Source organism: Mesorhizobium sp. M1322, assembly GCF_040318085.1.
In the GTDB taxonomy this organism is placed as follows: Bacteria; Pseudomonadota; Alphaproteobacteria; order Rhizobiales; family Rhizobiaceae; genus Mesorhizobium.
Map to the genome: position 1 here is coordinate 1 of NZ_JAMYLP010000039.1, position 24,389 is coordinate 24,389.

The window sequence follows — 24,389 nt, forward strand, 5'->3', positions numbered from 1 at the left end:
CGCGCCCCCCCGCCCGCGACCCACACCACCACCCCCCCGGCCCGCCGCGGCGCCGCCCCCCCCCCCCCCCCCCCCGACCACACCCCCCCCCCCCCCCCCCCCCCCCCCCCGGCCCCCCCCCCCCCCGGCCGCTGCGGCCTGTGGGACTGGGACATGGTGCGCGGCAAGATGTACTGGTCGCGCTCGATGTACGACATGCTGGGCTATGAGCCCTGCGACACAATGCTGTCGTTCGGCGAGGTCGACGAGATCATCCATCCCGAGGACGGCGACCTGTTCCAGCTCGCCAACAGGATCGTCGCACGCGAGATCGATCACATCGACCAGGTGTTCCGGATGCGCCATGCTGACGGACAATGGGTGTGGATGCGCGCAAGGGCGCAGGTGATCGACCCGGAAGCGCCGGAGATCCAGCTGATCGGCATCGCCGTTGACGTCACCGAGCAGCGGCACCTGGCGCTGCGCTCCGAGGCCGCGGATCTTCGCCTGCGAACGGCCATCGAAAACATCAACGAATCCTTCGTGCTCTGGGATTCGGCCCAGCGTCTGATCATGTGCAATTCCAAATACCAGCAGGATAACGGCCTGTCGGACCGCGACGTGATGCCGGGCGCCTCGCGCGCCGTTCTGGAAGATCGCATGCTTGCCTTCGCCTCGGAGCGCCGGCTTGCCAACACCAACGGGCAGCAGGGCGGCGTGACTTTCGAGCGGCAGCTTGCCGATGGCCGCTGGCTGCAGGTGAACGAATTGCGGACCAGGGACGGCGGCACCGTCTCGGTCGGCTCCGACATCACCCAGATCAAGCTGCATCAGGAGAAGCTGGTCGACAGTGAGCGCCGGCTGATGGCGACGATCCACGATCTCAGCCTTGCCCGCCGGGCGGAGGAAGAACGGTCGCGCGAACTGGTCGAGCTCAATCGCAAATACATGAAGGAAACCGAGCGCGCCGAGGCCGCGAACCGGGCTAAGTCAGAGTTCCTGGCCAACATGTCGCATGAATTGCGCACGCCGCTCAACGCGATCATCGGCTTCTCGGAGCTGATGGAACAGGCGCTGTTCGGGCCCTTGGGTTCGCCGCGCTACGAGGAATATGCTACCGACATCAATGGCAGCGGCAAATATCTTCTGGGCGTCATCAACGACATCCTCGACATGTCGAAGATCGAGGCCGGCCAGTTCTCGATGGATCAGGAGGAAATCGACCTCTGCCCGCTGATGCGGGAAACGGTGCGCGTCATCTCGCTGCAGGCAGCGGAAAAGTCGATCACCGTCGAAACACGCATCCCCGATTCGCTGACGCTGTTCGCCGACCGCCGGGCGATCAAGCAGATCATCATCAACCTCCTGTCGAATGCAGTGAAATTCACCGGACAGGGCGGCCGCATCGCGGTAAGGGCCCGCAACACATCCAGCGCTCTGGTCCTGACGATCGAAGACAATGGCTGCGGCATCCCCAAGGAGGCGCTGAGCAAGCTCGGGCGGCCGTTCGAACAAGTGCAGAACCAGTTTTCCAAGAGCCATGCCGGTTCCGGCCTTGGCCTTGCCATCTCACGCTCGTTGGCCGAGCTTCAGGGCGGCGCCTTGAAAATCCGCTCCACCGAAGGCACCGGCACGATCGTGTCGGTGCGCATTCCGACCAGGAAGCCGACGCAGCCGGTCAGGGCCGCCGCCTGACCCTCTGTTGTCGTGAAGCGGTTGGAACTTTCGGAAACGCCGTAGGGACAGCGCCCCCCGATGCATTCGAAACAGCCGATTGGCGTTGCGCCGTCACGGTCGTTTCGCACGAAGCAAATAGTCGAAGTCCTTTCTGACCTTTTGCGACGTCTCCTTGAGGTGCGCTTCCAGCACACCGAAATCCGGCAGGTCAGTGACCGCCAGAAGCAGATCCAAAAGCCCCGGCGGAACATCGTCCCGTTCGAACACGCCGGTGAGGCAGAGCCGCGTCATCTGGGTCAGCGCCAGATAGAGCGCATAGGCATCGCAAAGCTCCTGCCTGACCTGCGCCTCAGCGAAATCCGGCGCCAGCCTCGACAGGACTTCCGCCGTCCCGGTGACCCGGCAGCCGGCTTCGATCTTTCCCGTGATCACCGCCACCTGCGCGATGAATTCGAGATCGATGAGACCACCCGGGGTCAGCTTGATGTCCCAGAGATCGCGCGGCGGCTTCTCCTTCTCGATCATCGCGCGCATCTCGGCCGCCTCGGCCATCACCTTGGCGCTGTCGCGCGGCAGGGCGAGCACCGCCGCCACCTCGGCCTCGACCTCGGTGCACAGCGCTTGATCGCCACCGATCGCGCGGGCCCTGGACAGCGCCATGTGCTCCCATGTCCAGGCGTCCTTGCGCTGGTACTTCTTGAAGGCATCGACATGGGTCGCCACCGGCCCCTTGTTACCGGACGGCCGCAAGCGAAGGTCGAGCTCGTAGAGAACGCCTTCGGCGGTCGGCGCGGACACGGCTGATATCAGCCGCTGCGTCATCCGGCTGTAATAGTGGGACGGGGCGAGCGGCTTTTCTCCATCGGATTCCTCGGCATCGGTGTCGTGATCGTAGAGGAGGATGAGGTCAACGTCGGAGCCGGCCGTTAGTTCGCGGCTGCCGAGCTTGCCCATGCCGAGCAGCGCAACTGTGCCGCCGGCGATGCGACCGTGGCGCAGCGCGAACTCAGCGATGACCGCCTGCAGCGCCGCATCGATGGTGAGATCGGCCAGATCGGAAAAGGCATGGCCAGCGCGGGCCGGATCGATCGAGCCGGCAAGCAGCCTGACGCCGATCAGGAATTTTTGCTCGGACGCAAAGATGCGCAAGCGGTCGAGCACGTCCTCATAGGCGCTGTCGCCTTCGAGGAAGGCGGCGAGACGCGCCGAGAGATAGGCGCGGTCCGGTAGTTCGGTCAAAAGGGCCGGATCCAACAGACCGTCGAACACGTGCGGCCGGCGCGTGATGATAGCGGCCAGCCGTGGGGCCGCGCCCATGATCGTCGCCAGCAGCTTCAGCAGAGCTGGATTGGACTGGAGCAGCGAGAAGAGCTGGATGCCGGCGGGCAGACCTGCAAGGAACTCGTCGAAGCGTATCAACGCCTCGTCCGCCCGGCGGGTCTGACCGAAGGACTGCAGCAGCGCCGGCGTCAGTTCGGTCAACCGCTCGCGCGCCTCGGCCGACTGGGTGACGCGATAGCGGCCGAAATGCCAGCCGCGGATGACGCGGCAGATGTCGCTCGCCCGCTGGAATCCCAATCTCTGCAGGGTCTGCAACGTATCGGGGTCATCGACATCGCCGGTAAAAACCAGATTGCCGATGCCCGCCGAAAGCTCGGGCGCGGTCTCGAAAAGCGCTGCGTAGTGGCGTTCGACCTGATGGAGTGCGGCGCGGAACGCCTCGGCAAAGGTCGCCGCATCGGCAAAACCGAGCATGAGGGCAATGCGTTCGAGCCCTTCGTCATCTTCTGGCAGTATATGGATCTGCTCGTCGGCGACCATCTGGACGGCATGCTCGACACGGCGCAGGAACCAGTATTGCCGGGTGAGCGTATCGCGCGCATCGGCCGTGATCCAGCCGCGGGCCGCAAGCTGGCCCAGCATTGGCACCGTCTCGCGGCCGCGCAGTTCGGGGAAGCGGCCGCCGGCGATGAGCTGCTGAGTCTGGACGAAGAACTCGATTTCGCGGATGCCGCCGCGGCCGAGCTTGACGTTGTGGCCCTTCACCGCGATCTCGCCAAGCCCCTTGTGGGCGTGGATCTGGCGCTTGATCGAATGGACGTCGGCGATCGCCGCATAGTCCATGTATTTGCGCCAGATGTAGGGCTGGAGGTCCTTCAGGAACGTAGCACCGGCGGCGATATCGCCGGCCACCGGACGCGCCTTGATCATGGCGGCGCGCTCCCAGTTCTGGCCGCGCGCCTCGTAGTAGCGCAGTGCCGCCTCGACCGGGATCGCCAGCGGCGTCGAACCAGGGTCGGGACGAAGCCGGAGATCGGTGCGGAACACATAGCCGTGTTCGGTGCGGTCCTGGAGAATGCGGACCAGCCGGCGCGTCAGGCGCGAAAAAAGCTCCGTCGCATCGAGCGGATCGACGACGGCAGGCGCTTGCGGGTCGAAGAAAACGACAAGGTCGATGTCGGAGGAGAAGTTCAACTCATGCGCGCCAAGCTTGCCCATGCCGAGCAGTATCCAGCCCGACCGGCGCGCCGGATCCTCGAGGTCCGGCAGTTTGAGCTTGCCTTGTCCGTGCGCGTCGCGAAGCAGGAAGTCGACAGCAGCGCGGGTGCAGGCGTCGGCAAGATCGCTCAGCCGCCGTACTGTGATTGCAGTTTCAGCCTCGCCTGCAAGGTCGGCCAGCGCGATCAGAACATGCGCTTGCGCTTTCCATTGCCGCAGCTCCATCATCAGGCTGTTTTCAGAGATGGCTTCGGCCCGCGCGGCCTTGTCGATCACGGCGCCGATCGACGCCAGCCGGGCCTCGACCGTCTCAACGAAAAGCGCGTCCAGGATCTGCGGGCGGCGGCGCACTGTGTCGCGGAGAAACGGCGACAGGTCGAACACTGCGGCGAGGAAATCCTGGACGGCGCCCTTGCCGGCGAGAAATTTCGCGAGCCGGGTAAGCCCGTCTTCCTGCGCGGCGGAAGCGATTTCCGACAATTCCCGCCTGGCGCGGTTCCGATCCAGGGGGACGAGCTTTGCCATTGGCTTCAAAAGCCAGTTGGTATGCTCCGCAGCCGCCCTCACCGCCATCAGCGATCCTCCCGTTCGGGAAAACTCATGACAACGGACAATCCGGGATCGGCGGGCAGAAGATCAAGCCGTCCGTTGTGGAATGTCATGATTGCCTTGGCGAGGCTGAGGCCCAGGCCGGAACCCGGCTGCGAGCGGCTTTTCTCCAGCCGCACGAAACGCTCGGTCGCCCTGGCGCGATCGGCATCGTCGGGAATGCCCTGGCCGTTGTCTGTGACGGAAAGCCTGATTTCGCTCCCGACGCGATCGAGCGCCACGCGAACGGTCGGCTTGGCTGTCGAGTCGGTTGAATATTTGATCGCGTTGTCGACGATGTTCGATAGCGCCTGGCCGATCAGCTCGCGATTGCTTTCGACGGCGAAGCCATCCTGCACCGAGGTCTCGAGTGTCACCCCCGCCTCCTCCGCCACCGGCTCGTAAAGCTCGACGACATCGCGCACGGACGCAGCCAGATCGACCCGGCTGGTGCTTTCTGAGGAATAGCCCGCCTCCAGCCTGGAGATCATCAGGATGGCGTTGAAGGTCTTTATCAGCTGATCGGACTCGGCGATGGTCGCTTCCAGCGCCTGCCGGTAATCGGTGGGGTTGTGCTTGCCGGAAAGCGTCGCTTCGGCGCGGTTGCGCAGCCTGGTTAGCGGTGTCTTCAGATCGTGGGCGATGTTGTCTGAGACCTGCTTCAGCCCTTCATTCAGCGTCGCGATCCTGGCCAGCATGGAATTGAGGTTTTCCGACAGCCGGTCGAACTCGTCGCCGGCCCCGGTGACCGGCAGCCGGCCGGAGAGGTCACCGCCCATGATGCGGCGGCTGGCTTCCGATACGCTGTCGATGCGCTTCAGCGCCGCGCGGCCGACAAAGAACCAGATCAGGAGCCCGCCGAGTGCCATCATACCGAGCGCCAGCATCAAGGCGCGGCGGATGACGGCGCGGAACCGCTCAGGCTCGCCGAGGTCGCGACCGACCAGCATGATCATCTGGTTCGGCAGGCGCAGCACCAGCGCGATGGCGTTGTGGCCTTTTTCGCCCTCCACTTGCACTTCGTTCTGGCCGGACTGCATCTCGTTCTCGTTCGGGTCGGCGACCGGGTTGCGCTGCCGCTCGAGCTCGCCCTCGCCGAAGCGCCGGTAGGAAAATGGCTCCGTCGTCCAGCCCTCTGCCTCGAGAACGCCGGGCTCCAGGCTCTGCACGTTTCCGGTTAGGATCTGGCCGTTGGTGTCGGCGATCAAATAGAGATTGGCGCCAGGCTGGCGGGAGCGCTGTTCGACCACGCGGACCAGCAGCGGCAAGCCGCCGCGCTGATAGGCCCGGGCGAGGCCGAGCACCTCGTCGTTGATGGTCTCCTGCGTCTGGCCGGTCAGCATGCGCGCCGACAGCGAGGTCATGTAGAAGACGAGCAGCACCGCGCAGATGGCGAACAGCAGCAGATAGAGCGCCGAAAGCCGCGCGGCCGTCGTCTTCATGATGGCCGGCATGGAAAGGGCCATGCTACCCGCTCTTGAGCATATAGCCGGCGCCACGAACCGTGTGCAGGATCGGCTTGTCGAAGCCCTTCTCGATCTTGCCGCGCAGCCGCGAGACGTGAACGTCGATGACGTTGGTCTGCGGATCGAAATGATAGTCCCAGACATTTTCCAGCAGCATGGTGCGCGTCACCACCTGGCCGGCATGGCGCATCAGATATTCCAGCAGGCGGAACTCGCGCGGCTGCAGGGTAATCTCGCGCGCCGCGCGCCGCACCGAATGCGAGAGCCTGTCGAGTTCGAGATCGCCGACCCGGTAGACGGTTTCGGCTTCCCTGGCGCTGGCGCGGCGGTTCAGCACCTCGACCCGGGCCAGAAGCTCGGAAAAGGCATAGGGCTTGGTCAGATAGTCGTCGCCGCCAGCGCGCAAGCCGGTGACCCGGTCGTCGACTTCGCCGAGCGCCGACAGGATCAGCACCGGCGTCGTGTTGCCTCTGGATCTCAGACCGGCGATGACCGACAGGCCGTCGCGGCGCGGCAGCATGCGGTCGACGACCATCACGTCATAGTCGCCAGAGTCAGCGAGCGCGAAGCCGGTTTCGCCGTCGCCGGCGACATGGGCGGTGTGGCCGGCCTCGGTAAAGGCTTTCTGGAGGTAATCGGCCGCTTCGCGATCGTCTTCTATGACGAGAATCTTCATGGGACCGTTATACGCGATTTCGCTGGAAGATTGAGTGGCCGGCATATGCGTCGTGGCCTCACAAGGGCGTATCGCGAACAAAGTGATTCAAGGATACGCAGTAAGTCTTTGTTTTGGAATGTCGGTGACCCCGAGCCGCCGGCACTCTCGGATCAAGCCCGAGGCGGACTTTTGGGCGACATGCTTTGTTGTTTGAGCATATCGTCATGCTTTGTTCGAGCGGCAGCGGGCGATGGGAGCCCGCTGCCGCTGGGGCGGAACACGATGACTGACTAACGTATTCAAGCCCCGTGCTTTCCCCATGCGACGGCTCGGGGTGTTTGAAACCGCCGCACCGGAAAAGTCTGGAACGTCAGCTCTTGGCGACAGGCAGCGCGACGAAGCGGTTGCTGTCGTCGCGGGTGATCTGCATCAGCACCGCCTTGCGGCCCGACTTCGCGGCATCGGCCATGGCCTTGGCGACGTCGTCGGTGCCATTGACCTCCATTGAATTGACCGAGGTGATGACGTCGCCGGGCTGGATGCCGCGATCGGCGGCATCGCTATCGGGATCGACATCGGTCACCACAAGCCCTTTGCCATCATCGGATCTGGTGACGGTGAGGCCGAGATCGGCCAGCGTATCGGCCTTTGGCGGAGCGGAAGGCTGCTGGTCGGCCGAAGCCTGCTTGTCGCTCGAAGGCAGCGTGCCGAGATCTACCTTGACGGTCTCGCTCTTGCCGTCACGCCACAGCGTGACGTCGACCGGCTTGCCGGGCTGGTAGGCGCCGATCAGGCGGGCGAGTTCCTTCGGCGAAGCGACGTCCTTGCCGTCCACCTGAGTGATGACGTCACCAGCTGATATGCCGGCCTTCTTGCCGGGACCATCGTCCTGGGCGCTGGAAACGAGCGCGCCCTTATCGGACTTCAGCCCGAGCGATTCGGCGATTTCGGAGGTGACCGGCTGGATCTCGACGCCAAGCCAGCCGCGCTGGACGGTGCCGTCCTCCATCAAATCCTGCACGACCTGTTTGGCGGTCGATGCGGGAATGTCGAAGGCAATGCCAACGCTACCGCCGGACGGCGAGAAGATCGCGGTGTTGATGCCGATGACTTGACCGTTGAGGTTGAAGGTCGGGCCACCCGAATTGCCGCGGTTCACCGAGGCGTCGATCTGAATGAAGTCGTCATAGGGGCCGGCACCGATATCGCGGCCACGGGCCGAGACGATGCCGGCGGTGACCGTGCCGCCGAGGCCGAACGGATTGCCGACGGCCACGACCCAGTCGCCGACGCGAACCTTTGAATCGTCGGCGAAGTCGACATAGGTGAACTTGCGGTCGCCTTCGACCTTGAGCACTGCGAGATCGGTGCGCGGATCTGTGCCGACCAGTTTGGCGTCGAGTTCCTTGCCGTCATCCATCACCACCGTGAAGGACGAGCCGTCTCCGACGACATGGTTGTTGGTGACGAGGTAGCCATCCTCGGAGATGAAGAAACCGGATCCTTGGGCGACCGGCCGCGGCTGGCGGTCACGGCGTCCGAAACGTCGCATTCCATCCCGGCCATCCTGATCGCCAAAGCCGCGGAACTCCCTGAAGAAGCGGCGCAATTGCGGATCATCGGGAAGATTGCCGAAGGCGTCGGGCAGGTCGGAGCCGTCGTCGGCGGTCGATTCTATCTTGGCTTTGACGCGGACACTTACGACCGCCGGCGAAACGCGCTCGACCACATCGGCAAAGCTCGGGACCTGCGGTGCCTCGACACGCACGGCCTCCGCCAGGACCGGGGCTGTCCCGGTGGCAACCGCGCCGAAGCCGATCGCGCCGGCAATGGCCACTGAAGCGGCGGCAGCCATCAGGCGTTTTCGGGTGCGGGGATATGGATTGGGGGCTATATTCATGGGTCTCGTATCCTCTTTCAAGGGATGCGCTTCGGTCGGCATCCTCGGGCAAGAGAAATAGAGGCGCGCACATTACGACGCCATTTCCGGTGCATGAAACTTTCGTAATGTTTGCGGGCACAAACGCCTTGGTTGTGCCCGTCCCTTGCCCTATATTGTACACAGTTCAGCACAAGGCCTTCACCATGACTGCAAGCGCCACCATGACGATTCGGGTTTCATCCGAAACCAAGCTGAAGCTGGAGCGGATCGCCGCCGACACTCGGCGCAGCAAATCCTTCCTCGCGGCCGAGGCGATATCGGCCTATGTCGATCGCGAGCTTGAGATCATCGAAGGCATCAAACGCGGCATGGCCGACGCGGCAACTGGCCGTGTCGTGCCGCACGACGAAGCCATGGCGGAAATCGACGCCATCATCGAAGCGTCGGAAGCCAGGCGCGCGGACAAGGCGTGAAGCGGTTCGTCACCTGGTCGCGAGAAGCGCTGGACGACATCAAACAGCAAATCGCCTTCATCGCGCGGGACAATCCAGCCGCCGCCAGACGCCTTGCGGATCGCATTCGTGATGCGGGCCGCGGTCTTGGCGACATGGCGACGGGCCGGCCTGGCCGGGTAACAGGCACCTATGAGAAGCCCATCAGCCGCTTGCCCTACGTCATTGCCTATGAGCTGCGGCCGATCGCCGGGCGTGAGAGCGTCGTTATCTTGCACGTCATTCACACGTCCGGGGACTGGCCGCCGGAGGAATGGCCAAATTAGTTACCGAGCATCTTGTCCAACGTTGCCCTCTCCTCGGCGGTGAGCATGGCCGTAGGCGTCGAACGGCGCGACCGCGCGGTCAGCACGATGAAAATCCCGCCGACAAGGAGCAGAAGGACCGGCGTGCCCCAGAGCACCGCATTGCGCAGGCTGAAGCGCGGCTTCAACAGCACGAACTCGCCGTAGCGGGAAACGATGTAGTCGATCACCTGCTGGTCGGTGTCGCCGGCGACGAGGCGCTGGCGCACCAGCACGCGCAGGTCGCGGGCAAGGTCGGCATCGGATTCGTCGATCGACTGGTTCTGGCAAACCATGCAGCGCAGCTGCTCCGAGAGCGTCCGTGCCCGCGCCTCGAGCGCCGGGTCGGCCAGAACCTCGTCTGGCTTCACCGCAAGTGCGGCGCCGGCAAATAACAGCGTCAGCAGCAGGATCAGCGAGACCAGCGAAGATCTTGCGGTCATGGCAGGCTCGCGGAAGGCACGGCGCCCGCCGACTTGCGGCGGCGCGACGGTGCCCCGACGCGCAGGCGCCGGTCCATGAGCGACATCGCAGCACCTGCCATCATGACCAGGCCGCCACCCCAGATCAGCGTCACCAGCGGCTTCCACCACAGCCGCACCACGACGGAGCCGTCGGCCCCCTCGTCGCCAAGCGAGAGATAGAGTTGGCTGAACCCGATCGTCTTGATACCGGACTCGGTCGTCGTCATTTGTCGGACCGGATAGGAGCGCTTGGACGAGGTGATCACGGCGGTGGTTCTTCCATCGGCGCCGAGCAGGGCGAAGCGGCCGCGATCCTCGCTGTAATTAGGCCCTTGAGCCGGATAGAGCCCTTCGAAACGCAGCGTGTGGCCGGACAGTTGCACGGTCTCGCCAGCATGCATCGACAAGATCTTCTCGGTGCCGAAGCAAAGCGTGCCGACGATGCCCAGCGTCGTCAGCCCGAGGCCGAGATGGGCGAGCGCAGTGCCGAAGACCGAACGCGGCAGGCCGGCGAAGCGCCTGAGCATGACGCCGGGCGCGACAATGCCAAAGCCGGACTTGACGGCAACATCGGTGAGCGCCCCGCAGATCAGCCAAAAGGCCAGGCCGACGCCGAGTGCTGCGAACACCGACGCGCCGTCGATGAACAAGGCCGTCACCAGCACGGCCAGAAGCGCTGCAGCGAAGGCCGCCACCAGCCGCTGGGCAACGGCGAAAATGTCGCCACGCTTCCAGGCCAGCAGCGGCCCGAACGGGACAACGACCAGAAGCGGCACCATTAGCGGCCCGAACGTCAGGTTGAAGAACGGCGCGCCGACCGAAATCTTGTCGGCTGAAACGGCCTCGACCGCCAGCGGATAAAGCGTGCCGATCAGCACGGTGGCTGTGGCCGTGGTCAGGAACAGGTTGTTGAGGACCAGCGCCCCTTCGCGCGAGATCGGATGAAACAGGCCGCCGAGCGTCAGCCTCGAGGCGCGAAAGGCGAACAACGCCAGCGATCCGCCGATGAACAGGGTCAGGATGCAGAGAATGAACACGCCGCGCGTCGGATCTGTAGCGAAGGCGTGGACGGAAGTGAGCACGCCGGACCGTACTAGGAAGGTGCCGAGCAGCGACAGCGAGAAGGTCAGGATCGCCAGCAACAGCGTCCAGATCTTCAGGGCAGAGCGCTTTTCCATGACGATCGCCGAATGGAGCAGCGCCGTGCCAGCTAGCCATGGCATGAAGGAGGCGTTCTCGACCGGATCCCAGAACCAGAACCCGCCCCAGCCAAGTTCATAATAGGCCCAGTAGGAGCCCATGGCGATGCCGCCTGTCAGGAACATCCAGGCGACCAGCGTCCATGGCCGCACCCAGCGCGCCCAGGACGCGTCGATGCGACCTTCGATGAGGGCGGCGACTGAGAATGAAAAGCAGATCGAGAAGCCGACATAGCCGAGATAGAGCAGTGGCGGATGGACGGCGAGGCCGAGGTCCTGCAGGATCGGGTTGAGATCGCGGCCCTCGATCGGCGCCGGATTGAGCCTGGCGAACGGGTTGGACGTCGCCAGGATGAACAGGAAAAAGGTGGCGCCGATCGCCCCTTGCACGGCCAGCACATTGGCTCGAAGGGTCGCGGGAAGATTACTGCCGAAAGCAGCGACGAGCGCGCCGAAAAAGGTCAGGATCAGCACCCAGAGCAGCATCGAGCCTTCGTGATTGCCCCACGTGCCGGTGATCTTGTAGATCAGCGGCTGCAGCGAATGCGAGTTGTCCCAGATATTGGCCACCGAAAAATCCGACGTTGCATAGGCCATCGCCAGCGCCGCGAAGGAGAGAGCGGTCAAGGCAAAGCCGGTCACTGCGACCGGACCGCCGACGGCCATCATCCTGGGGTTGTTCATGTGCGCGCCGAACAGCGGCACCAGCGTCTGCACCAAAGACAGCGCGAACGCCAGGACCAGCGCGAAATGTCCGGTTTCAACCATTGTGGCAAAGCCCGCCAGGTTTTTGTTTTGCCGCAGTTTCTTGCCGCAAAACCGTGAGACACTTTTGCGGATCCTGCTTAGTCACTCTTGCTCTCCTGCCACACGCCCTTGGCCTTGAGGCCGTCGGCCACCTCCTTGGGCATGTAGTTCTCGTCGTGCTTGGCCAGCACGCTGTCGGCGACGAAGACGCCGTCCGGGCGAAACGTGCCTTCAGTGATGACGCCCTGCTCCTCGCGGAAAAGATCGGGGAGAATGCCGGTGTAGGTGACCTTGACCTGCTTCTGGTTGTCGGTCACTGAAAAGGCGACAGTGGCCCCCTGATCGCGCTCGATCGTGCCTTTTTCGACGAGGCCGCCGAGCCTGATACGCTGCCCTGGCTGCAGGCTGGCGGTGGTCAGATCGGCGGGCATGTAGAAGTAGGAGGCCTTCTGGCCGAGCGCGTAGAAGGTCAGGCCGGTGGCGGCACCGAGAAAGGCCAACCCTCCGGCGATCACCGACAGTCTTTTCTGCTTGCGCGTCATGTTTTACTCCGTCGCCGTCAGGCCGAGCGAGACGGCAAAGGCGGTGAATTTCTTCGCTTCCTCACTATCGGAGCCAAAAACGGCGATACCGCGATTGAGCGCATCGCGTGCCTGATCGGCCTTGCCCAGCACGACATAGGAACGAATAAGCTGCATCCATCCTTCCGTATCGCGCGGGTTTTGGCGAAGTTTTTCATCAAGCCCCGCCACCATGGTGTTGATCATCGCTTCCCTGTCCTGCGGCGACATCGACGAGACGGCCTCGACATCCCCGGCGTTCGGGCCTTTTGCAGGCTCTCCCGAAGCGACGCTCCGCCTGGCGGATTCGGCCAGTGCCTGCTCGACTGGGCCGCGCCATGGCGAATCCTTCGGCAAGGCCGCGAGCATTTTCTGCCAGCCAGCTGTCGCCTCCTCAGTGCGGCCTTCCTGCGCCATGCCCAACGCGAGATAAAAGCTGGCCTTCGGATTTGCCGGATCGAGCTTCAGCGCCGCCTCGAAAGCGGCCTGAGCGTCGGCCGAAACAATGCCGCCCGCTGCGCTGGCTATCGCCTCGCCGAGGCCGGCCTGGCGAGCGGCGCTGTCGCCGTCGAGGCGAATGGCGTTGCGGTATGCCGTCACCGCGTCGGAAAACCGCTGCATGCGCAGATAGACCGGCGCCAGAACATCCCAACCCCTGCCATCAGACGGATTGGCGGCAAGATGGGCCTCGGCGCGCACCACCAGCTCGTCCACCGAACTGTCGGCGGGATTCTTGGCCATCCGCTCGCTGAGCGGCTGCGACGGCAGATCGGGCGAGCCGAGTTGGCTGTACAACCCCCAACTGACCAGGGGAATCGCCAGGACCGCGGCCGTCGCAACCAGTCTGGTCGCCGTCGACGGCTGCCGCGCCGCTGCCTTGTCGGCGACATTGTCCAGGCGAAGGATGCGGCGGGCGATCTCGGCACGCGCCTCTTCGGCCTCCGCCGGCTGGATCAAGCCACGCGCCACGTCCCGGTCAAGCTCGGACAACTGGTCGCGATAGACTTCAAGGTCATAATCGCTGCTCGCTGAACCACCCTTCGGGCCGCCAGCCAGCGGCAGCAGAACCGCCAGGCTTGCACCCAGCGTGAGAATGGCAGCTATGACCCAGAACAGCATGCTTCTTCCAATAACGGCAGAGCCCTGCCCTGCCAACACAGGCGTCCTGCGACGCTTTGACGGCAGATGCGTCGCATGTCCTTGATGGATGTCAACCGGAGCTATCCGGCCGGTCGTTATGTCAGTGGCGTCCAGCTGCCATCGGCGTTGCGGCAAGCCGTTCCGCGCGCGGTGGCGCCGGCGGTGCCGGTAAAGACTGTATGGGTGTATTGCCGGCAGTCCTGCGAGCCGACACGATAGGGCTGGGCGGGCACGACTTCACCGTAATGCGCCGACCGATCGCTCTTCCACGTCACCTTCTGGCCGCTCGCCGTGTGCTCGAGCGCCCTGTATTCCGCCTCCAGCGCCTTGCGCTTTTCCGGATCGCTCAAGCCGGTACCGATCGATCCGCTGACGAGGCCGCCCCCCATGGCGGAAATGATCGTCGTCGCGATCTTGCCGTCACTTGGCGGCGTGGCGGCCGGCTGCGGCGCCACCGTAGGCCCCGGGCTGTTGCCCAGCGTCGTGCAGCCGGAAACGGCCAGCAGTGCGGAGACGAGCGCGACGCGAATCTTCATGCCAACAACCGGTTTTCTTGAGTTAGAGCTGGGCCGCGCCATCGGGGAAGTCGGCGTGGCCATAGTGTCGATGTTTGTCGGAAATTTGGCCGCGGCCGACGGCTCCGGGACCAGTCGACATGCCGCAATATCACGCACCGTCGATCAATGTCGACTAGCCCAGCAAAAGCATAAGTCTAGTGAAGGCTCCGCAATCGAACCACCGCCTTCAACCCGCCCATGCTCGACCGTTCCAGAGCCAGAACGCCTCCATACTCATTGACGAGGTCGGCGACAATGGCAAGTCCAAGCCCGGTCCCCGGCTTTGTCTCGTCGAGGCGCCGTCCGCGCTTCAGCGCCTCGCGCGCCTTGTCTTCGGGAATGCCCGGGCCGTCATCCTCGATGCTGATCTCGAACAGATTGACCGCACCCTCCTTGCCGGCGCCACTCTTCTTGCCGGAGATTGGTGCCACCGACACGGCGACCGCGCTCTTTGCCCATTTCATGGCATTGTCGAGCAGATTGCCAAGCAATTCTTCCAGATCCTCGCGTTCGCCGGCAAAGACGATATCGACTGCCGGCAGCGAAAGCGAGAGAGCGGTCTGCGGGTTGAGTTTTTGCAGCACGCGCACCATGCGTTGGACCAGCGGTGCCACCGGCGTGCGGTAGACGACGCTGTCGCGCTGCGCCGCGACCCGGGCGCGCTGCAGATAATGATCAACCTGCTTCTGCATCGAGGCGGCCTGCTCGGCTATGAGCTGGCCCTTGGCGCCGCCGAGCGCCCGCCCCTCGTTGATCAGCACCGCCAGCGGCGTCTTCAGTGAATGGGCGAGGTTGCCGACCTGCGTCCGCGAGCGCTCGACGATACGCTTGTTGTTTTCAATCAGCGCATTGGTCTCGTTGGCGAGCGGTTCGATCTCGGCTGGGAAGCGGCCGTCGAGCCTTTGCGCGGTTCCTTCGCGCACCATGGCGAGAGCGTCCCTGACCCGGCGCAGTGGCTGCAGGCCCAGCAGGATGGCAATGGCGTTGATGGCGATCATGCCGACGCCGAACAGGGAAAGATAGGTCAGCAGGCGACGCTGAAAGGCACCTATCTCCTGCTCGAGCTCGGTCCTGTTGCCCATGACACGGAAGCGCGCTGCGCGATTTTTCGCGTCGAGTACGAATTCGCTCTCGAACACTTCCAACTCCTCGCCATTGATGCCTTCTGTCGCATAGCTGCGCTGGAAGCTGGCATTGAAAGGGACCTCGGCGACGCTTGGCGACAGGATCGTCTTGGTCATCGAGGAGGAGTGCAGCTCACCGCGCACGCCTTCCGACGCAGGCTCCACCGACCAGTACCAGCCGGAATTCGGCTCCGAGAACCGAAGATCGCCAAGGTCGGGAGCGCCGGTCAGCGAACCGCCTTCGGACACACCGACCGAGCCGATCAGATTGAACAGATGCGCCGACAACAAGCTGTCGAAACCGCGCTCGCTCGCCTGGCGATAGAGGGTCGTGATCAGTGTGAAGATGACAATCAGGGTGAGTATCGCCCAGACCGTGGAAAAGGCGATCACCCGGAACGCCAGCGAACGCGGCCAGAACCGCAGTGAAAGCGGCGTTCTTGCAGTCTGTTTGAGCGGTTCCGCCTTACGCCTCCGGCTCACGCATTCGATAGCCCATGCCGCGAACGGTTTCTATCATGTCGATGCCCATCTTCTTGCGAAGCCGCCCGACAAAGACCTCGATTGTGTTGGAATCGCGGTCGAAATCCTGATCGTAGAGATGCTCGACCAGCTCGGTCCGGGACACGACTTCGCCCATATGGTGCATCAAATAGGCAAGCAGGCGGAATTCGTGCGACGTCAGCTTCAGCGGCACGCCGTCGACATCAGCCTTGGAGGCCTTGGTGTCGAGCCGCAGCGGCCCGCAGGTCAGCTCGGACGATGCATGGCCGGCCGCGCGCCGGATGAGCGCCCGGACCCTGGCCAGCACCTCTTCGATGTGGAACGGCTTAGTGACATAGTCGTCGGCGCCGGCGTCGATGCCGGATACCTTGTCACTCCAGCGATCACGGGCCGTCAGAATGAGGACCGGCATCTTGCGGCCGCCGCGCCGCCAGCGCTCGACTACGCTGATGCCGTCCATCTGCGGCAAGCCGATGTCGAGCACCACGGCGTCATAGGGTTCGGTATCGCCGAGGAAATGCCCTTCCTCACCGTCGAAAGCCCGGTCGACGACATAGCCGGCATCGACCAGCGCGTCTGATATCTGCCGGTTGAGATCCTTGTCATCTTCGACGACCAGTACGCGCATGCTGGGATCAACACCTGTTGAAGAATTGGTCAGATATAGGCCGATTCCAGCGCCTGGGAAACGGCAGGGATCAGTTCAGCGGAACCACGATCTCGGTGCGGCGCGGGCGCTGCCCGTCCTTGCCCGGGACCAGCACGACGATGACGCAGACCGGCTGGCCACCGCGCGTCGACTGCGCCGCCTTGGCCAGCGTGCCGCCATTCTGCTCGGCAACCTGCTGACCGATCGCGTAGCAGTCGGAGGCAGCCAGGACGATTGGCCGGTTCTGCTCGGGCACGACGACCGGCAGCGCCGTCGCCTGCGACGCAAACAGACCGGCAGCGCAGAGCGCCAATGTCGCGGTTCGGAAATGGGAGCGAAGCGTTTTCATGATCAGCGTCCTAACGCATCGGTGCTGAACGTGAAATGAACAGTGAACGCCTGCAACACATGCCTATCTCACCCCCTGAAACGCGAGACAACCGAGCTTAGGATTTTCGCCGCCCCAACCCGGCAAATTCATCCAAGCGCAGTCTAGACTCTGTTGCAGCCAGATTGAAAGCGCGTCAGGCGTTTTCTTCCGTCACGGCGCGAAAACGCAGCAGCCCGTGACAGGCTGAAAGATCCTCGTCATAACGGTCCTCGGTGAATTCGAGCCTGAGATTGACGCGGTGATGCTCGTCGGGCGCGAGCGCCGTATCCTGAAGGCGGGTGCTGACAAGGTCCATCGCATCGAGCATTTCATTCCTCGCCTCGGACTTCGACCAGAAATGCAGCGTGAAAAGCTGCTCGGCGTCGTTCTCCATGCCGGTCGTCCAGTCGTAGACGCTGGTCCGGCCGTAGGTGACATAGGGAAATGGGACATTTTCCGGGGCATGATCGAACAGTTTTGCGCCGCCCAATGCAGCTGACAGGGAACCATCACCGTTCAGCGCTTCGAACAAGGCCTTCTGCAGCGCGGCGGCCGGCGCGGTCATCGTCTTCTCCCTCGCCCGTCACGGCTGAACGGGCCTTCACCCCGTTAGGGATTTCCGCTTGCAGCGTAGCCGCGTTGAAGTTCTGGCGCCAGATCACGGGACCCCAATGACGCGGCCTTTCGAGTCAGGGATGTCTTTACGGTTGGTGACCAACCGTGCCTTCTCTCATTTGGCATGCAAGGCGTTTAAAAAACGGTGCTATGAAGGTGCTCGGTTTTCTCCGGACATTCGAGGTTATTTTCGTGCGCGAGCCATCGCTGCTGCCTGTCTTTGGAAAGCTTGGGATCAAGCCGCCAGCAGCCATTGCTGCGGCGCCGACCGTGTCGAAGAACATGGTGATCCGCATTCGGAAGCTTTTGTCTTCACACGGGGCCCTGGCCTTGAAGCTGTCCGTCGTTGTGTGGACGGTCCTTGTACTGGCGGCAGTGTTCTTCATTATGCAGGCCTGACCAATCGACATCCATCGATCGGGGGCAGAAACGAAAAAGGATGCCGGGATGGCAAACCGCTACGCACTGCGCATGGAGCATCCGCACAGCTGGACCGTCTTCGATGTCTTCACCGGCCAGCCCGTCGAGCTGAAGCACCAGGTCATGGTTGGCATGAACACACGCGATGCGGACGCGCTGGCCGATCGGCTGAACAGCCGAGACGTCAAGCGGCGGGCAAAGGCGGACGGCGAATCCTGAGCCGGCCTCAGGCGGCATTTGCGCCAAGGTTGGAATCTGGGTGTTGGCCCCGATCGCGCAGCCCGTCGGGATTTAGCGAAAATCGGCCGCGGTCAGCACATATATGCTCTTGCGAGTGCGGGCATAGGCATTTCTGGCGATTTCATGGATGGAACTGGAGGCGGTGTCGAACGCCGCCAGATAGGTGGCTTCAGCAGTTGGTGCCTCTGATGGTGCCTTCGAGATGGCATCAGTCGCGACAGAGAAGGAAATCTGGAACATGCCGTCATGGCCGACGAAGCGGATGCGTTTGCCCGCCTCGTCGTAGCTGCGGCTTCGATTGGGAAATGTCAGGCTCATGACTTGACCTCCGTTGATGCAACGTATGCTTTCTTGACCGCCCGCGACGCCCGCTTTTTCTTGGGGGCGACGGGATTGAGGGCCTCCGCGGCGCGGTCGGCCTCTTCCTTGGCCAGCCGCAACGCCCGCAATCTTGCCGTCTTAATGGTCCTGGCCTTGGCCTCGGAAACATATTCGGCCGTTGCCTGGTTGCGTTCCGCGGTTTTCTTCTGCTTCTCCATGAAGCGCGCTTCAGCTTTTTCCATGATGTTCTGGCTAAATTCCGCCATCGATAAAATCTCCTTTTGACCGAGATTATGAAAGTGAATTTCCCATCTAAAATAGGTACTCGGAACGAAAAATTCAACTTCCGGATTATTTTGAATTGGTCGAAATTCTGAAAATGAAACAGCAAAATAATACTATTCAATAGTTTCCGACAGAGCATGAATATTTTTTGGCACTCCTATCAATCGAGTGCCAACGGGCCTATAGAAGGGAGCGGCCGCCTAAGCTGGCCCCAGAAAGAAGTTTCCATGAAATTCCGGCCCCTCCACGATCGCGTCGTCATTCGGCGCGCCGAAAGCGACACCAAGTCCAAGGGCGGCATCATCATCCCCGATAATGCCAAGGAAAAGCCGCAGGAAGGCGAAGTGATCGCCGTCGGGCCAGGCGCGCGTGACGAAAACGGCGCGCTGATCGCGCTCGACGTCAAGCACGGCGACCTCATTCTGTTCGGCAAATGGTCCGGCACCGAGGTCAAGATTGACGGTGAGGACCTTCTGATCATGAAGGAGGCCGACATCATGGGCATCATCGACAAGGGCGAGATGGGCGGCCTCGAGAAGACCGCGGCTGCCAAGAAAGCCGCCTGATTGGAGTGCCGCGCGTCTTGGACGCGCAAAGGACGCTCCAAGTTTTTGATTCAGGCGGCGCTGTCAGCGCCTTGCCACAACCAATCGAATGGGAAAAATCATGCCTGCCAAGGAAATCAAATTCTCTACCGATGCGCGTGACCGGATGCTGCGCGGTGTCGAAATCCTCAACAACGCCGTCAAGGTGACGCTCGGCCCCAAGGGCCGCAACGTCATCATCGACAAGGCCTACGGCGCGCCGCGCATCACCAAGGACGGGGTGACGGTGGCCAAGGAAATCGAGCTCTCCGACAAGTTCGAGAACATGGGTGCCCAGATGGTGCGCGAAGTGGCCTCGAAGACTAACGATCTCGCCGGCGACGGCACCACCACCGCCACGGTGCTTGCCGCTTCCATCCTGCGCGAGGGCGCCAAATTCGTTGCCGCCGGCATGAACCCGATGGACCTGAAGCGTGGCATCGATCTTGCCGTCACCGCCGTCGTCAGAGAAATCCAGGCACGCGCCAAGAAGGTCAAGTCTTCCAGTGAAATCGCGCAGGTCGGCACCATTGCCGCCAATGGCGACGCAACTGTAGGCGCCATGATCGCCAAGGCAATGGACAAGGTCGGCAATGATGGCGTCATCACTGTCGAGGAAGCCAAGACCGCCGACACAGAACTCGACGTCGTCAAGGGTATGCAGTTCGACCGTGGCTATCTCAGCCCCTATTTCGTCACCAATGCCGAGAAGATGCGCGTCGAGTTGGAGGACCCTTATGTCCTTATCCACGAAAAGAAACTCGGCAATCTGCAGGCGATGCTGCCGATCCTCGAAGCCGTGGTGCAAAGCGGCAAGCCGCTGGTGATCATCTCCGAGGACGTCGAAGGTGAAGCGCTGGCGACGCTGGTCGTCAACAAACTGCGCGGTGGGCTCAAGGTCGGGGCCGTCAAGGCGCCGGGCTTCGGTGACCGCCGCAAGGCGATGCTGGAAGACATCGCCGTGCTCACCGCCGGCCAGATGATTTCCGAAGATCTCGGCATCAAGCTCGAGAACATCACCGTCGACATGCTCGGCCGCGCCAAGCGCGTGCTGATCGAAAAGGACAAGACGACGATCATCGACGGTGCAGGTGAGAAGGCCACGATCCAGGCGCGTGTCCAGCAGATCAAGGGGCAGATCGAGGAAACCACCTCCGACTACGACAAGGAGAAGCTGCAGGAGCGGCTGGCCAAGCTCGCTGGTGGCGTCGCGGTCATTCGCGTTGGTGGTGCGACCGAGTCCGAGGTCAAGGAAAAGAAGGATCGTATCGACGACGCGCTGAACGCCACGCGCGCGGCGGTGGAAGAAGGGATCGTTGCCGGCGGCGGTGTCGCGCTGCTGCGCGCCAAGGCCGTGCTGAATGGGCTGACCGGAGCCAATGCCGATGTGACGGCGGGTATTTCGATCGTGTCGAGAGCGCTCGAAGCGCCAATTCGCCAGATCGTCGAGAACTCCGGCGTCGAAGGTTCGATCGTTGTCGGCAGGCTTATGGACAGCAAGGATCACAACCAGGGCTTCGATGCCCAAAACGAGATCTATGTCGACATGATCAAGGTCGGCATCGTCGATCCGGCAAAGGTGGTGCGGACAGCACTGCAGGATGCCGGTTCGATCGCGGCATTGCTGATCACAGCGGAAGCCATGATCACCGACATTCCAGCCAAGGATGCCGCGCCTGCGGCTGGCATGGGCGGCTACTGACCATCCGCTGCTGGTAACAGACCTTGAAGGACAGGTCGCCGGGGCATCCTCCCCGGCGCGAGCCCCATCGGCAAGGAGATCGATCCATGGTCGCATTCGTCCCGATGCCAAATGCAGCGGCGAAGACCAAAGTGGCCGAGGAAAGCCGCTTCGATCGCATTCACAGGCTCGCCGACACGCACAGGAAAACCGACGCCGGTACGATACGCCGCAACCCGAAAAAGATCGCGGACAAGCGTCCTATGTAGGTCGCGGGATCGGCCTTATCCAGAGACCGGGGGCTAAAGTCGACAAGCATCCGTTTCCAGCGCCGACGGCATTCAAGTCAACGGCGTGTTACTCGGCAGCTCGCAAACTCGACCTGACGCTGCGGACGAAGACGAGCATGGTTTCCACCGCCTCTTCGTCCGAGAGGCCCTGGTTCTCCACAAGCGACAGCCAGGTCGTGAAGTCCAGCGCATGTCCTATCGCGGCAACGAGCAACCTTGCAGTTCCGCCATTCGGATCGAAGCAGCCTTGTGAAAGAACCGCGACGCCTTTTGCGAGAACCTCTCGCCGGCGGGCCAGTGCGGCAGCGACAACCGGCATTTCCGCATCGCGATACAGATTGGCTAGGAGTTGCCGCTTGCGTCTGTAGTAGCCGTAGAGTTGAAAAAGCGCCGTCCGCAGCCGGACTTCCGGTTCGACGATCGATCGCCAGGTTTCAGGGTCGGGAGGCGGATCCTGGCCGAACGAATACGCTGAGCAAGCATTAAAGACCGCTTCCTCGTCGGGAAAATGACGGTAGACGGTCAGCCGCTGCACCCCGGCCTTCTCGGCGATGGCGCTCACGGTTGTTCGCGATGGACCCACCGAACTGTGCAGCTCGAATGCCGCGCGGGCCAGCGCAAGATGGGTCTCGGCCTGCTTGACCGCGCGCCGTTGCAATCGATATGAGCGCCGCCGGCCTTCTTTCAGTGAACTCACGTGATCACCGATATTGACATGGGTTTGAATGACGCCTAGAAATGGGTGATCGGCAGCGTACACCCATTTTCAGGAGATGATATGGAACGCGCAATGCCTGACTCGAGCCTCCAACATACGACAGCTCATCCGACTGCCAACCAGGCATCGGGCCCCATCACAGTTCTGCCTGGAGCCTGCGACCGTTTCGACCTGGGTGGTTTCGGCATCCACTGGAAGATAGACGGATTCCATACCGGCGAGCGCTTCTCCATCGTGCACCATCCGCTCGCCCCCCGTGCGCTGGCGGCGCCGTTGCACCGGCATCACCGCGAAGATGAATATTCGTATGTGCTGAGCGGCAATCTGGGCGCGTTGCTTGGCGACGACGTCGTTACCGCCGGGCCGGGCACATGGGTGTTCAAGCCGCGAGGCCAGTGGCATACGTTCTGGAATGCGGGCGACAGGCAGTGCGAAATCATCGAGGTGATTTCGCCGGCGGGCTTCGAGGACTATTTCCGAGAATTGGCCGCGATCTGGCCCGACAGAACAAAGTCCGGCGAACTTTTGCGGAAGTACGAACTGGATATGGACTTCGAGAGTGTTCCAGACCTTTGCGCCCGCTTTGGACTGACGTCCGCACGCCCCGCCGCTGCGGCGGCTCCACCCCGAGGATAGCGAATGACGGCGCAGCGCCTCCGCCCGATTTCGTCGCGATAGACAAGCGAAACGGGATGACTGCCGAACTGTCAGGGGCAAGGTACACCTCCGCGGCTCGGATACTGCAAGGGCTCACAACCGCCGCCACCTGTTCGCGCAGGGACGCTGCGCTGAAGCTCAAGAGACCGGCGCTGCCCCGCCCTGCTCGGTGCGGCGAGCGATGAACTCGTCGAGAACACCTGATGTTGCAGCGGCGGAAGCCGGCGGGCGAAAATCGGCCAGCAGCCGTTGCCAGATGCCGGTTGCGCGCTCGGTCGCGGTTCTTGACCCAGCTTCGGTCCAGGTGCCGAAATTCGACCAGTCGGCGACCAGCGGCTCGTAGAATGCGGTGCGGTAGCGCGCCATTGTGTGCCTGGCCGAAAAGAAATGCCCGCCCGGCTGTACTTCAGCGATAGCCTCAAAGCCGATCGCGTCCTCGTCGCCGGGCGTCGCCGCGCAGAGCTCGGCGACCGTCTGCAGCGCCTCGACATCGGTGATCAGCTTCTCGAAGGAGACGCTCAAGCCGCCTTCGAGCCAGCCCGCGGCATGGATGCAGACCGTTGCACCCGCAAGCACCGAGCCCCACAGCGCGAACTGCGTTTCGTGGGCCGCCTGCGCGTCCGAGATGTTGGCGGCGCTGCCGCCGCCGGATCGCCAGGGGAGACCGGTGAAGCGCGCAAGCTGACCGGCGCCGAGTGTCGCCTTGACGTGCTCCGGCGTGCCGAACGCCGGCGCCCCCGACTTCATGTCTACATTGGAGGAGAAGGAACCATAGACGACCGGCGTGCCCGGCCGCACGATCTGGGCCAGCGTCAGCCCGGCTAGCGCTTCGGCGTGCTGCAGCGTCAGCGCACCGGCCACCGTGATCGGCGCCATGGCGCCGGCGAGGCAGAAAGGTGTGATGATCAACACTTGCTCCGCCTTAGCAAAGTCGATGATGCCTTGCGCCATCGGGATGTCGAGCTGGCGTGGCGAGTTGGTGTTGATGACGGTGTAGCAGTGAGCGCCCGAACGGAACTCGTCCTCGGACAGGCCGCGCGCCAGGCGCAGCATCTCGAAGCCGTCCTCGACCTGCGGCGTGCCGCGCGCGAAGACGAACGGGAACTTGTCTGAGAGCGTCAGTTGAGCCCGGTTGACGGCATAATGGCGGAAACGGTTGTCGATGTCCTGCGGCTCGATGCAAGGCCCCAGCATGTGCAGCACGTCGAAATGCTGCACCAGGCGGATGAGATCCTCGAAAGCGGCAAGCGTTCCCGGCCGCCGGCCGCGCTCTAGATCGGTGACGTTCGGCGCCCCGGATCCCGCCAGAAATGTCATCGAGCCGAGCTCGAGCGTCAGGTCGCGGGCACGGTCACCAGCGTGCGCCCGGATCGATTTCGGCGCCGAGGCCAGCGCCGCCGCGACAATGTCGCGGCCGATGCGCACCATCTGGCTGTCCTCGTCGACCAAAGCGCCGGCACGGGCAAGCGTGACACGCGCCTCCGGCAGCAGCACCTTGACGCCGAGTTCCTCGAGCACGCGCAGCGCCGTGTCGTGAATCGCGGCGACCTGGTCGGCCGAAAAGATCGGTTGCGGCAGAAACGGGTTCTTCAGCGAACGATAGTCCGGTCGGCGGCTGCTCTCGCTGCCGGCCTCGCCGGTTCGTCCGCGCCTGCGTTCGCGCCTGAAATCACGTGCGGCGTCATCGATCATGGCGGATACTCCTCATTGCCGTATTGC

At 63.1% G+C, this 24,389-nt stretch carries 26 protein-coding genes; 9 read left to right on the top strand and 17 right to left on the bottom strand.

All coding sequences use genetic code 11. The annotated features are described in order from the left end of the window. Window positions 1-1,674: PAS domain-containing sensor histidine kinase (locus NKH12_RS16145; RefSeq protein WP_352954045.1), on the top strand; the 1,674-nt coding region annotated here is incomplete at its 5' end. A gap of 93 nt (window positions 1,675-1,767) precedes the next feature. Here NKH12_RS16145 and NKH12_RS16150 read toward each other — a convergent pair. From NKH12_RS16150 to NKH12_RS16165, 4 genes are all read right to left on the bottom strand, one after another. Then, window positions 1,768-4,728 carry a bifunctional [glutamine synthetase] adenylyltransferase/[glutamine synthetase]-adenylyl-L-tyrosine phosphorylase gene (locus NKH12_RS16150; RefSeq protein ID WP_352954046.1) on the bottom strand — a complete coding sequence of 987 codons (2,961 nt, stop codon included), beginning with the start codon at window positions 4,726-4,728 and terminating at the stop codon, window positions 1,768-1,770. Next, window positions 4,728-6,209 carry a sensor histidine kinase gene (locus NKH12_RS16155; RefSeq protein ID WP_352954047.1) on the bottom strand — a complete coding sequence of 494 codons (1,482 nt, stop codon included), beginning with the start codon at window positions 6,207-6,209 and terminating at the stop codon, window positions 4,728-4,730. The genes NKH12_RS16150 and NKH12_RS16155 overlap by 1 nt, the downstream gene beginning before the upstream one ends. Before the next feature lies 1 nt (window position 6,210). Then, on the bottom strand, window positions 6,211-6,885 hold the full coding sequence (locus NKH12_RS16160) for a response regulator transcription factor (protein ID WP_164547000.1): 675 nt from the start codon (window positions 6,883-6,885) through the stop codon (window positions 6,211-6,213). Between the two features lie 352 nt (window positions 6,886-7,237). Further along, complete coding sequence (locus NKH12_RS16165; RefSeq protein ID WP_352954048.1) at window positions 7,238-8,767, bottom strand: Do family serine endopeptidase; 1,530 nt, start codon at window positions 8,765-8,767, stop codon at window positions 7,238-7,240. 185 nt (window positions 8,768-8,952) lie between these two features. Between NKH12_RS16165 and NKH12_RS16170 the strand changes: the two genes are divergently transcribed. Together NKH12_RS16170 and NKH12_RS16175 are read left to right on the top strand one after the other, a co-directional pair. Beyond that, a complete protein-coding gene (locus NKH12_RS16170) occupies window positions 8,953-9,222 on the top strand; it encodes a CopG family ribbon-helix-helix protein (RefSeq protein ID WP_352954049.1) in 270 nt (89 codons plus the stop codon). After that, window positions 9,219-9,527: a type II toxin-antitoxin system RelE/ParE family toxin gene (locus NKH12_RS16175; RefSeq protein ID WP_352954050.1), complete on the top strand. Its 309-nt coding sequence runs from the start codon at window positions 9,219-9,221 to the stop codon at window positions 9,525-9,527. The genes NKH12_RS16170 and NKH12_RS16175 overlap by 4 nt, the downstream gene beginning before the upstream one ends. On the opposite strand, the gene NKH12_RS16180 is transcribed toward NKH12_RS16175, so the two are convergent. From NKH12_RS16180 to NKH12_RS16220, 9 genes are all read right to left on the bottom strand, one after another. Continuing rightward, complete coding sequence (locus NKH12_RS16180) at window positions 9,524-9,988, bottom strand: cytochrome c-type biogenesis protein (RefSeq protein ID WP_352954051.1); 465 nt, start codon at window positions 9,986-9,988, stop codon at window positions 9,524-9,526. The two genes, NKH12_RS16175 and NKH12_RS16180, sit on opposite strands and share 4 nt — an antisense overlap. Continuing rightward, window positions 9,985-11,976, bottom strand: a complete 1,992-nt coding sequence (locus NKH12_RS16185; protein WP_352954052.1) for a heme lyase CcmF/NrfE family subunit — start codon at window positions 11,974-11,976, stop codon at window positions 9,985-9,987. The genes NKH12_RS16180 and NKH12_RS16185 overlap by 4 nt, the downstream gene beginning before the upstream one ends. A gap of 77 nt (window positions 11,977-12,053) precedes the next feature. Next, entirely contained in the window at window positions 12,054-12,497 is a 444-nt protein-coding gene (gene ccmE, locus NKH12_RS16190) for a cytochrome c maturation protein CcmE (protein ID WP_352954053.1), read from the bottom strand. 3 nt (window positions 12,498-12,500) lie between these two features. Continuing rightward, window positions 12,501-13,634 carry a c-type cytochrome biogenesis protein CcmI gene (gene ccmI / locus NKH12_RS16195; protein ID WP_352954054.1) on the bottom strand — a complete coding sequence of 378 codons (1,134 nt, stop codon included), beginning with the start codon at window positions 13,632-13,634 and terminating at the stop codon, window positions 12,501-12,503. 116 nt (window positions 13,635-13,750) lie between these two features. Next, a complete protein-coding gene (locus NKH12_RS16200) occupies window positions 13,751-14,191 on the bottom strand; it encodes an RT0821/Lpp0805 family surface protein (RefSeq protein WP_352954055.1) in 441 nt (146 codons plus the stop codon). A 176-nt stretch (window positions 14,192-14,367) separates the two neighbouring features. Further along, a complete protein-coding gene (locus NKH12_RS16205) occupies window positions 14,368-15,819 on the bottom strand; it encodes an ATP-binding protein (RefSeq protein ID WP_352954056.1) in 1,452 nt (483 codons plus the stop codon). Next, the gene (locus NKH12_RS16210; protein WP_023800820.1) at window positions 15,803-16,468 is read right to left on the bottom strand and encodes a response regulator transcription factor; all 666 of its coding nucleotides are present in this window, start codon (window positions 16,466-16,468) and stop codon (window positions 15,803-15,805) included. Before NKH12_RS16210 ends, NKH12_RS16205 begins: the two co-directional genes overlap by 17 nt. A 70-nt stretch (window positions 16,469-16,538) precedes the next feature. Next, a complete protein-coding gene (locus NKH12_RS16215; protein ID WP_352954058.1) occupies window positions 16,539-16,838 on the bottom strand; it encodes a hypothetical protein in 300 nt (99 codons plus the stop codon). Window positions 16,839-17,013: 175 nt separating this feature from the next. After that, window positions 17,014-17,424 (bottom strand): DUF3168 domain-containing protein, encoded by a 411-nt coding sequence (locus NKH12_RS16220; protein WP_352954059.1) that lies wholly within the window; start codon window positions 17,422-17,424, stop codon window positions 17,014-17,016. Between the two features lie 200 nt (window positions 17,425-17,624). On the opposite strand from NKH12_RS16220, the gene NKH12_RS16225 reads away from it, so the two are divergent. Together NKH12_RS16225 and NKH12_RS16230 are read left to right on the top strand one after the other, a co-directional pair. Beyond that, entirely contained in the window at window positions 17,625-17,873 is a 249-nt protein-coding gene (locus NKH12_RS16225) for a hypothetical protein (protein ID WP_352954060.1), read from the top strand. Between the two features lie 48 nt (window positions 17,874-17,921). Next, window positions 17,922-18,113 carry a hypothetical protein gene (locus NKH12_RS16230; RefSeq protein ID WP_352954061.1) on the top strand — a complete coding sequence of 64 codons (192 nt, stop codon included), beginning with the start codon at window positions 17,922-17,924 and terminating at the stop codon, window positions 18,111-18,113. A 72-nt stretch (window positions 18,114-18,185) separates the two neighbouring features. Here the strand turns inward: NKH12_RS16230 and NKH12_RS16235 are convergent, their stop codons facing one another. Both NKH12_RS16235 and NKH12_RS16240 read right to left on the bottom strand, forming a co-directional pair. Next, window positions 18,186-18,452, bottom strand: coding sequence for a DUF1488 family protein (locus tag NKH12_RS16235; RefSeq protein ID WP_077381973.1), 267 nt, complete (start codon window positions 18,450-18,452; stop codon window positions 18,186-18,188). Further along, entirely contained in the window at window positions 18,449-18,721 is a 273-nt protein-coding gene (locus NKH12_RS16240) for a hypothetical protein (protein WP_352954062.1), read from the bottom strand. The genes NKH12_RS16235 and NKH12_RS16240 overlap by 4 nt, the downstream gene beginning before the upstream one ends. A 246-nt stretch (window positions 18,722-18,967) precedes the next feature. Here NKH12_RS16240 and NKH12_RS16245 point away from each other — a divergent pair, with 246 nt between their 5' ends. The 3 genes from NKH12_RS16245 to NKH12_RS16255 all read left to right on the top strand — a co-directional run bounded on the left by NKH12_RS16245 (window position 18,968) and on the right by NKH12_RS16255 (window position 21,274). Further along, entirely contained in the window at window positions 18,968-19,306 is a 339-nt protein-coding gene (locus NKH12_RS16245) for a co-chaperone GroES (RefSeq protein ID WP_352954063.1), read from the top strand. A 100-nt stretch (window positions 19,307-19,406) separates the two neighbouring features. Then, entirely contained in the window at window positions 19,407-21,026 is a 1,620-nt protein-coding gene (gene groL, locus NKH12_RS16250; protein ID WP_352954064.1) for a chaperonin GroEL, read from the top strand. An 86-nt stretch (window positions 21,027-21,112) separates the two neighbouring features. Continuing rightward, on the top strand, window positions 21,113-21,274 hold the full coding sequence (locus tag NKH12_RS16255) for a hypothetical protein (protein ID WP_352954065.1): 162 nt from the start codon (window positions 21,113-21,115) through the stop codon (window positions 21,272-21,274). Between the two features lie 88 nt (window positions 21,275-21,362). On the opposite strand, the gene NKH12_RS16260 is transcribed toward NKH12_RS16255, so the two are convergent. After that, window positions 21,363-22,055, bottom strand: coding sequence for a TetR/AcrR family transcriptional regulator (locus tag NKH12_RS16260; RefSeq protein WP_352954066.1), 693 nt, complete (start codon window positions 22,053-22,055; stop codon window positions 21,363-21,365). Window positions 22,056-22,073: 18 nt separating this feature from the next. Here NKH12_RS16260 and NKH12_RS16265 point away from each other — a divergent pair, with 18 nt between their 5' ends. Continuing rightward, window positions 22,074-22,649, top strand: a complete 576-nt coding sequence (locus NKH12_RS16265; protein WP_352954067.1) for a cupin domain-containing protein — start codon at window positions 22,074-22,076, stop codon at window positions 22,647-22,649. A gap of 159 nt (window positions 22,650-22,808) precedes the next feature. Here NKH12_RS16265 and NKH12_RS16270 read toward each other — a convergent pair whose 3' ends face one another. Further along, complete coding sequence (locus NKH12_RS16270; protein ID WP_352954068.1) at window positions 22,809-24,362, bottom strand: trimethylamine methyltransferase family protein; 1,554 nt, start codon at window positions 24,360-24,362, stop codon at window positions 22,809-22,811. Window positions 24,363-24,389 lie beyond the last annotated feature (27 nt).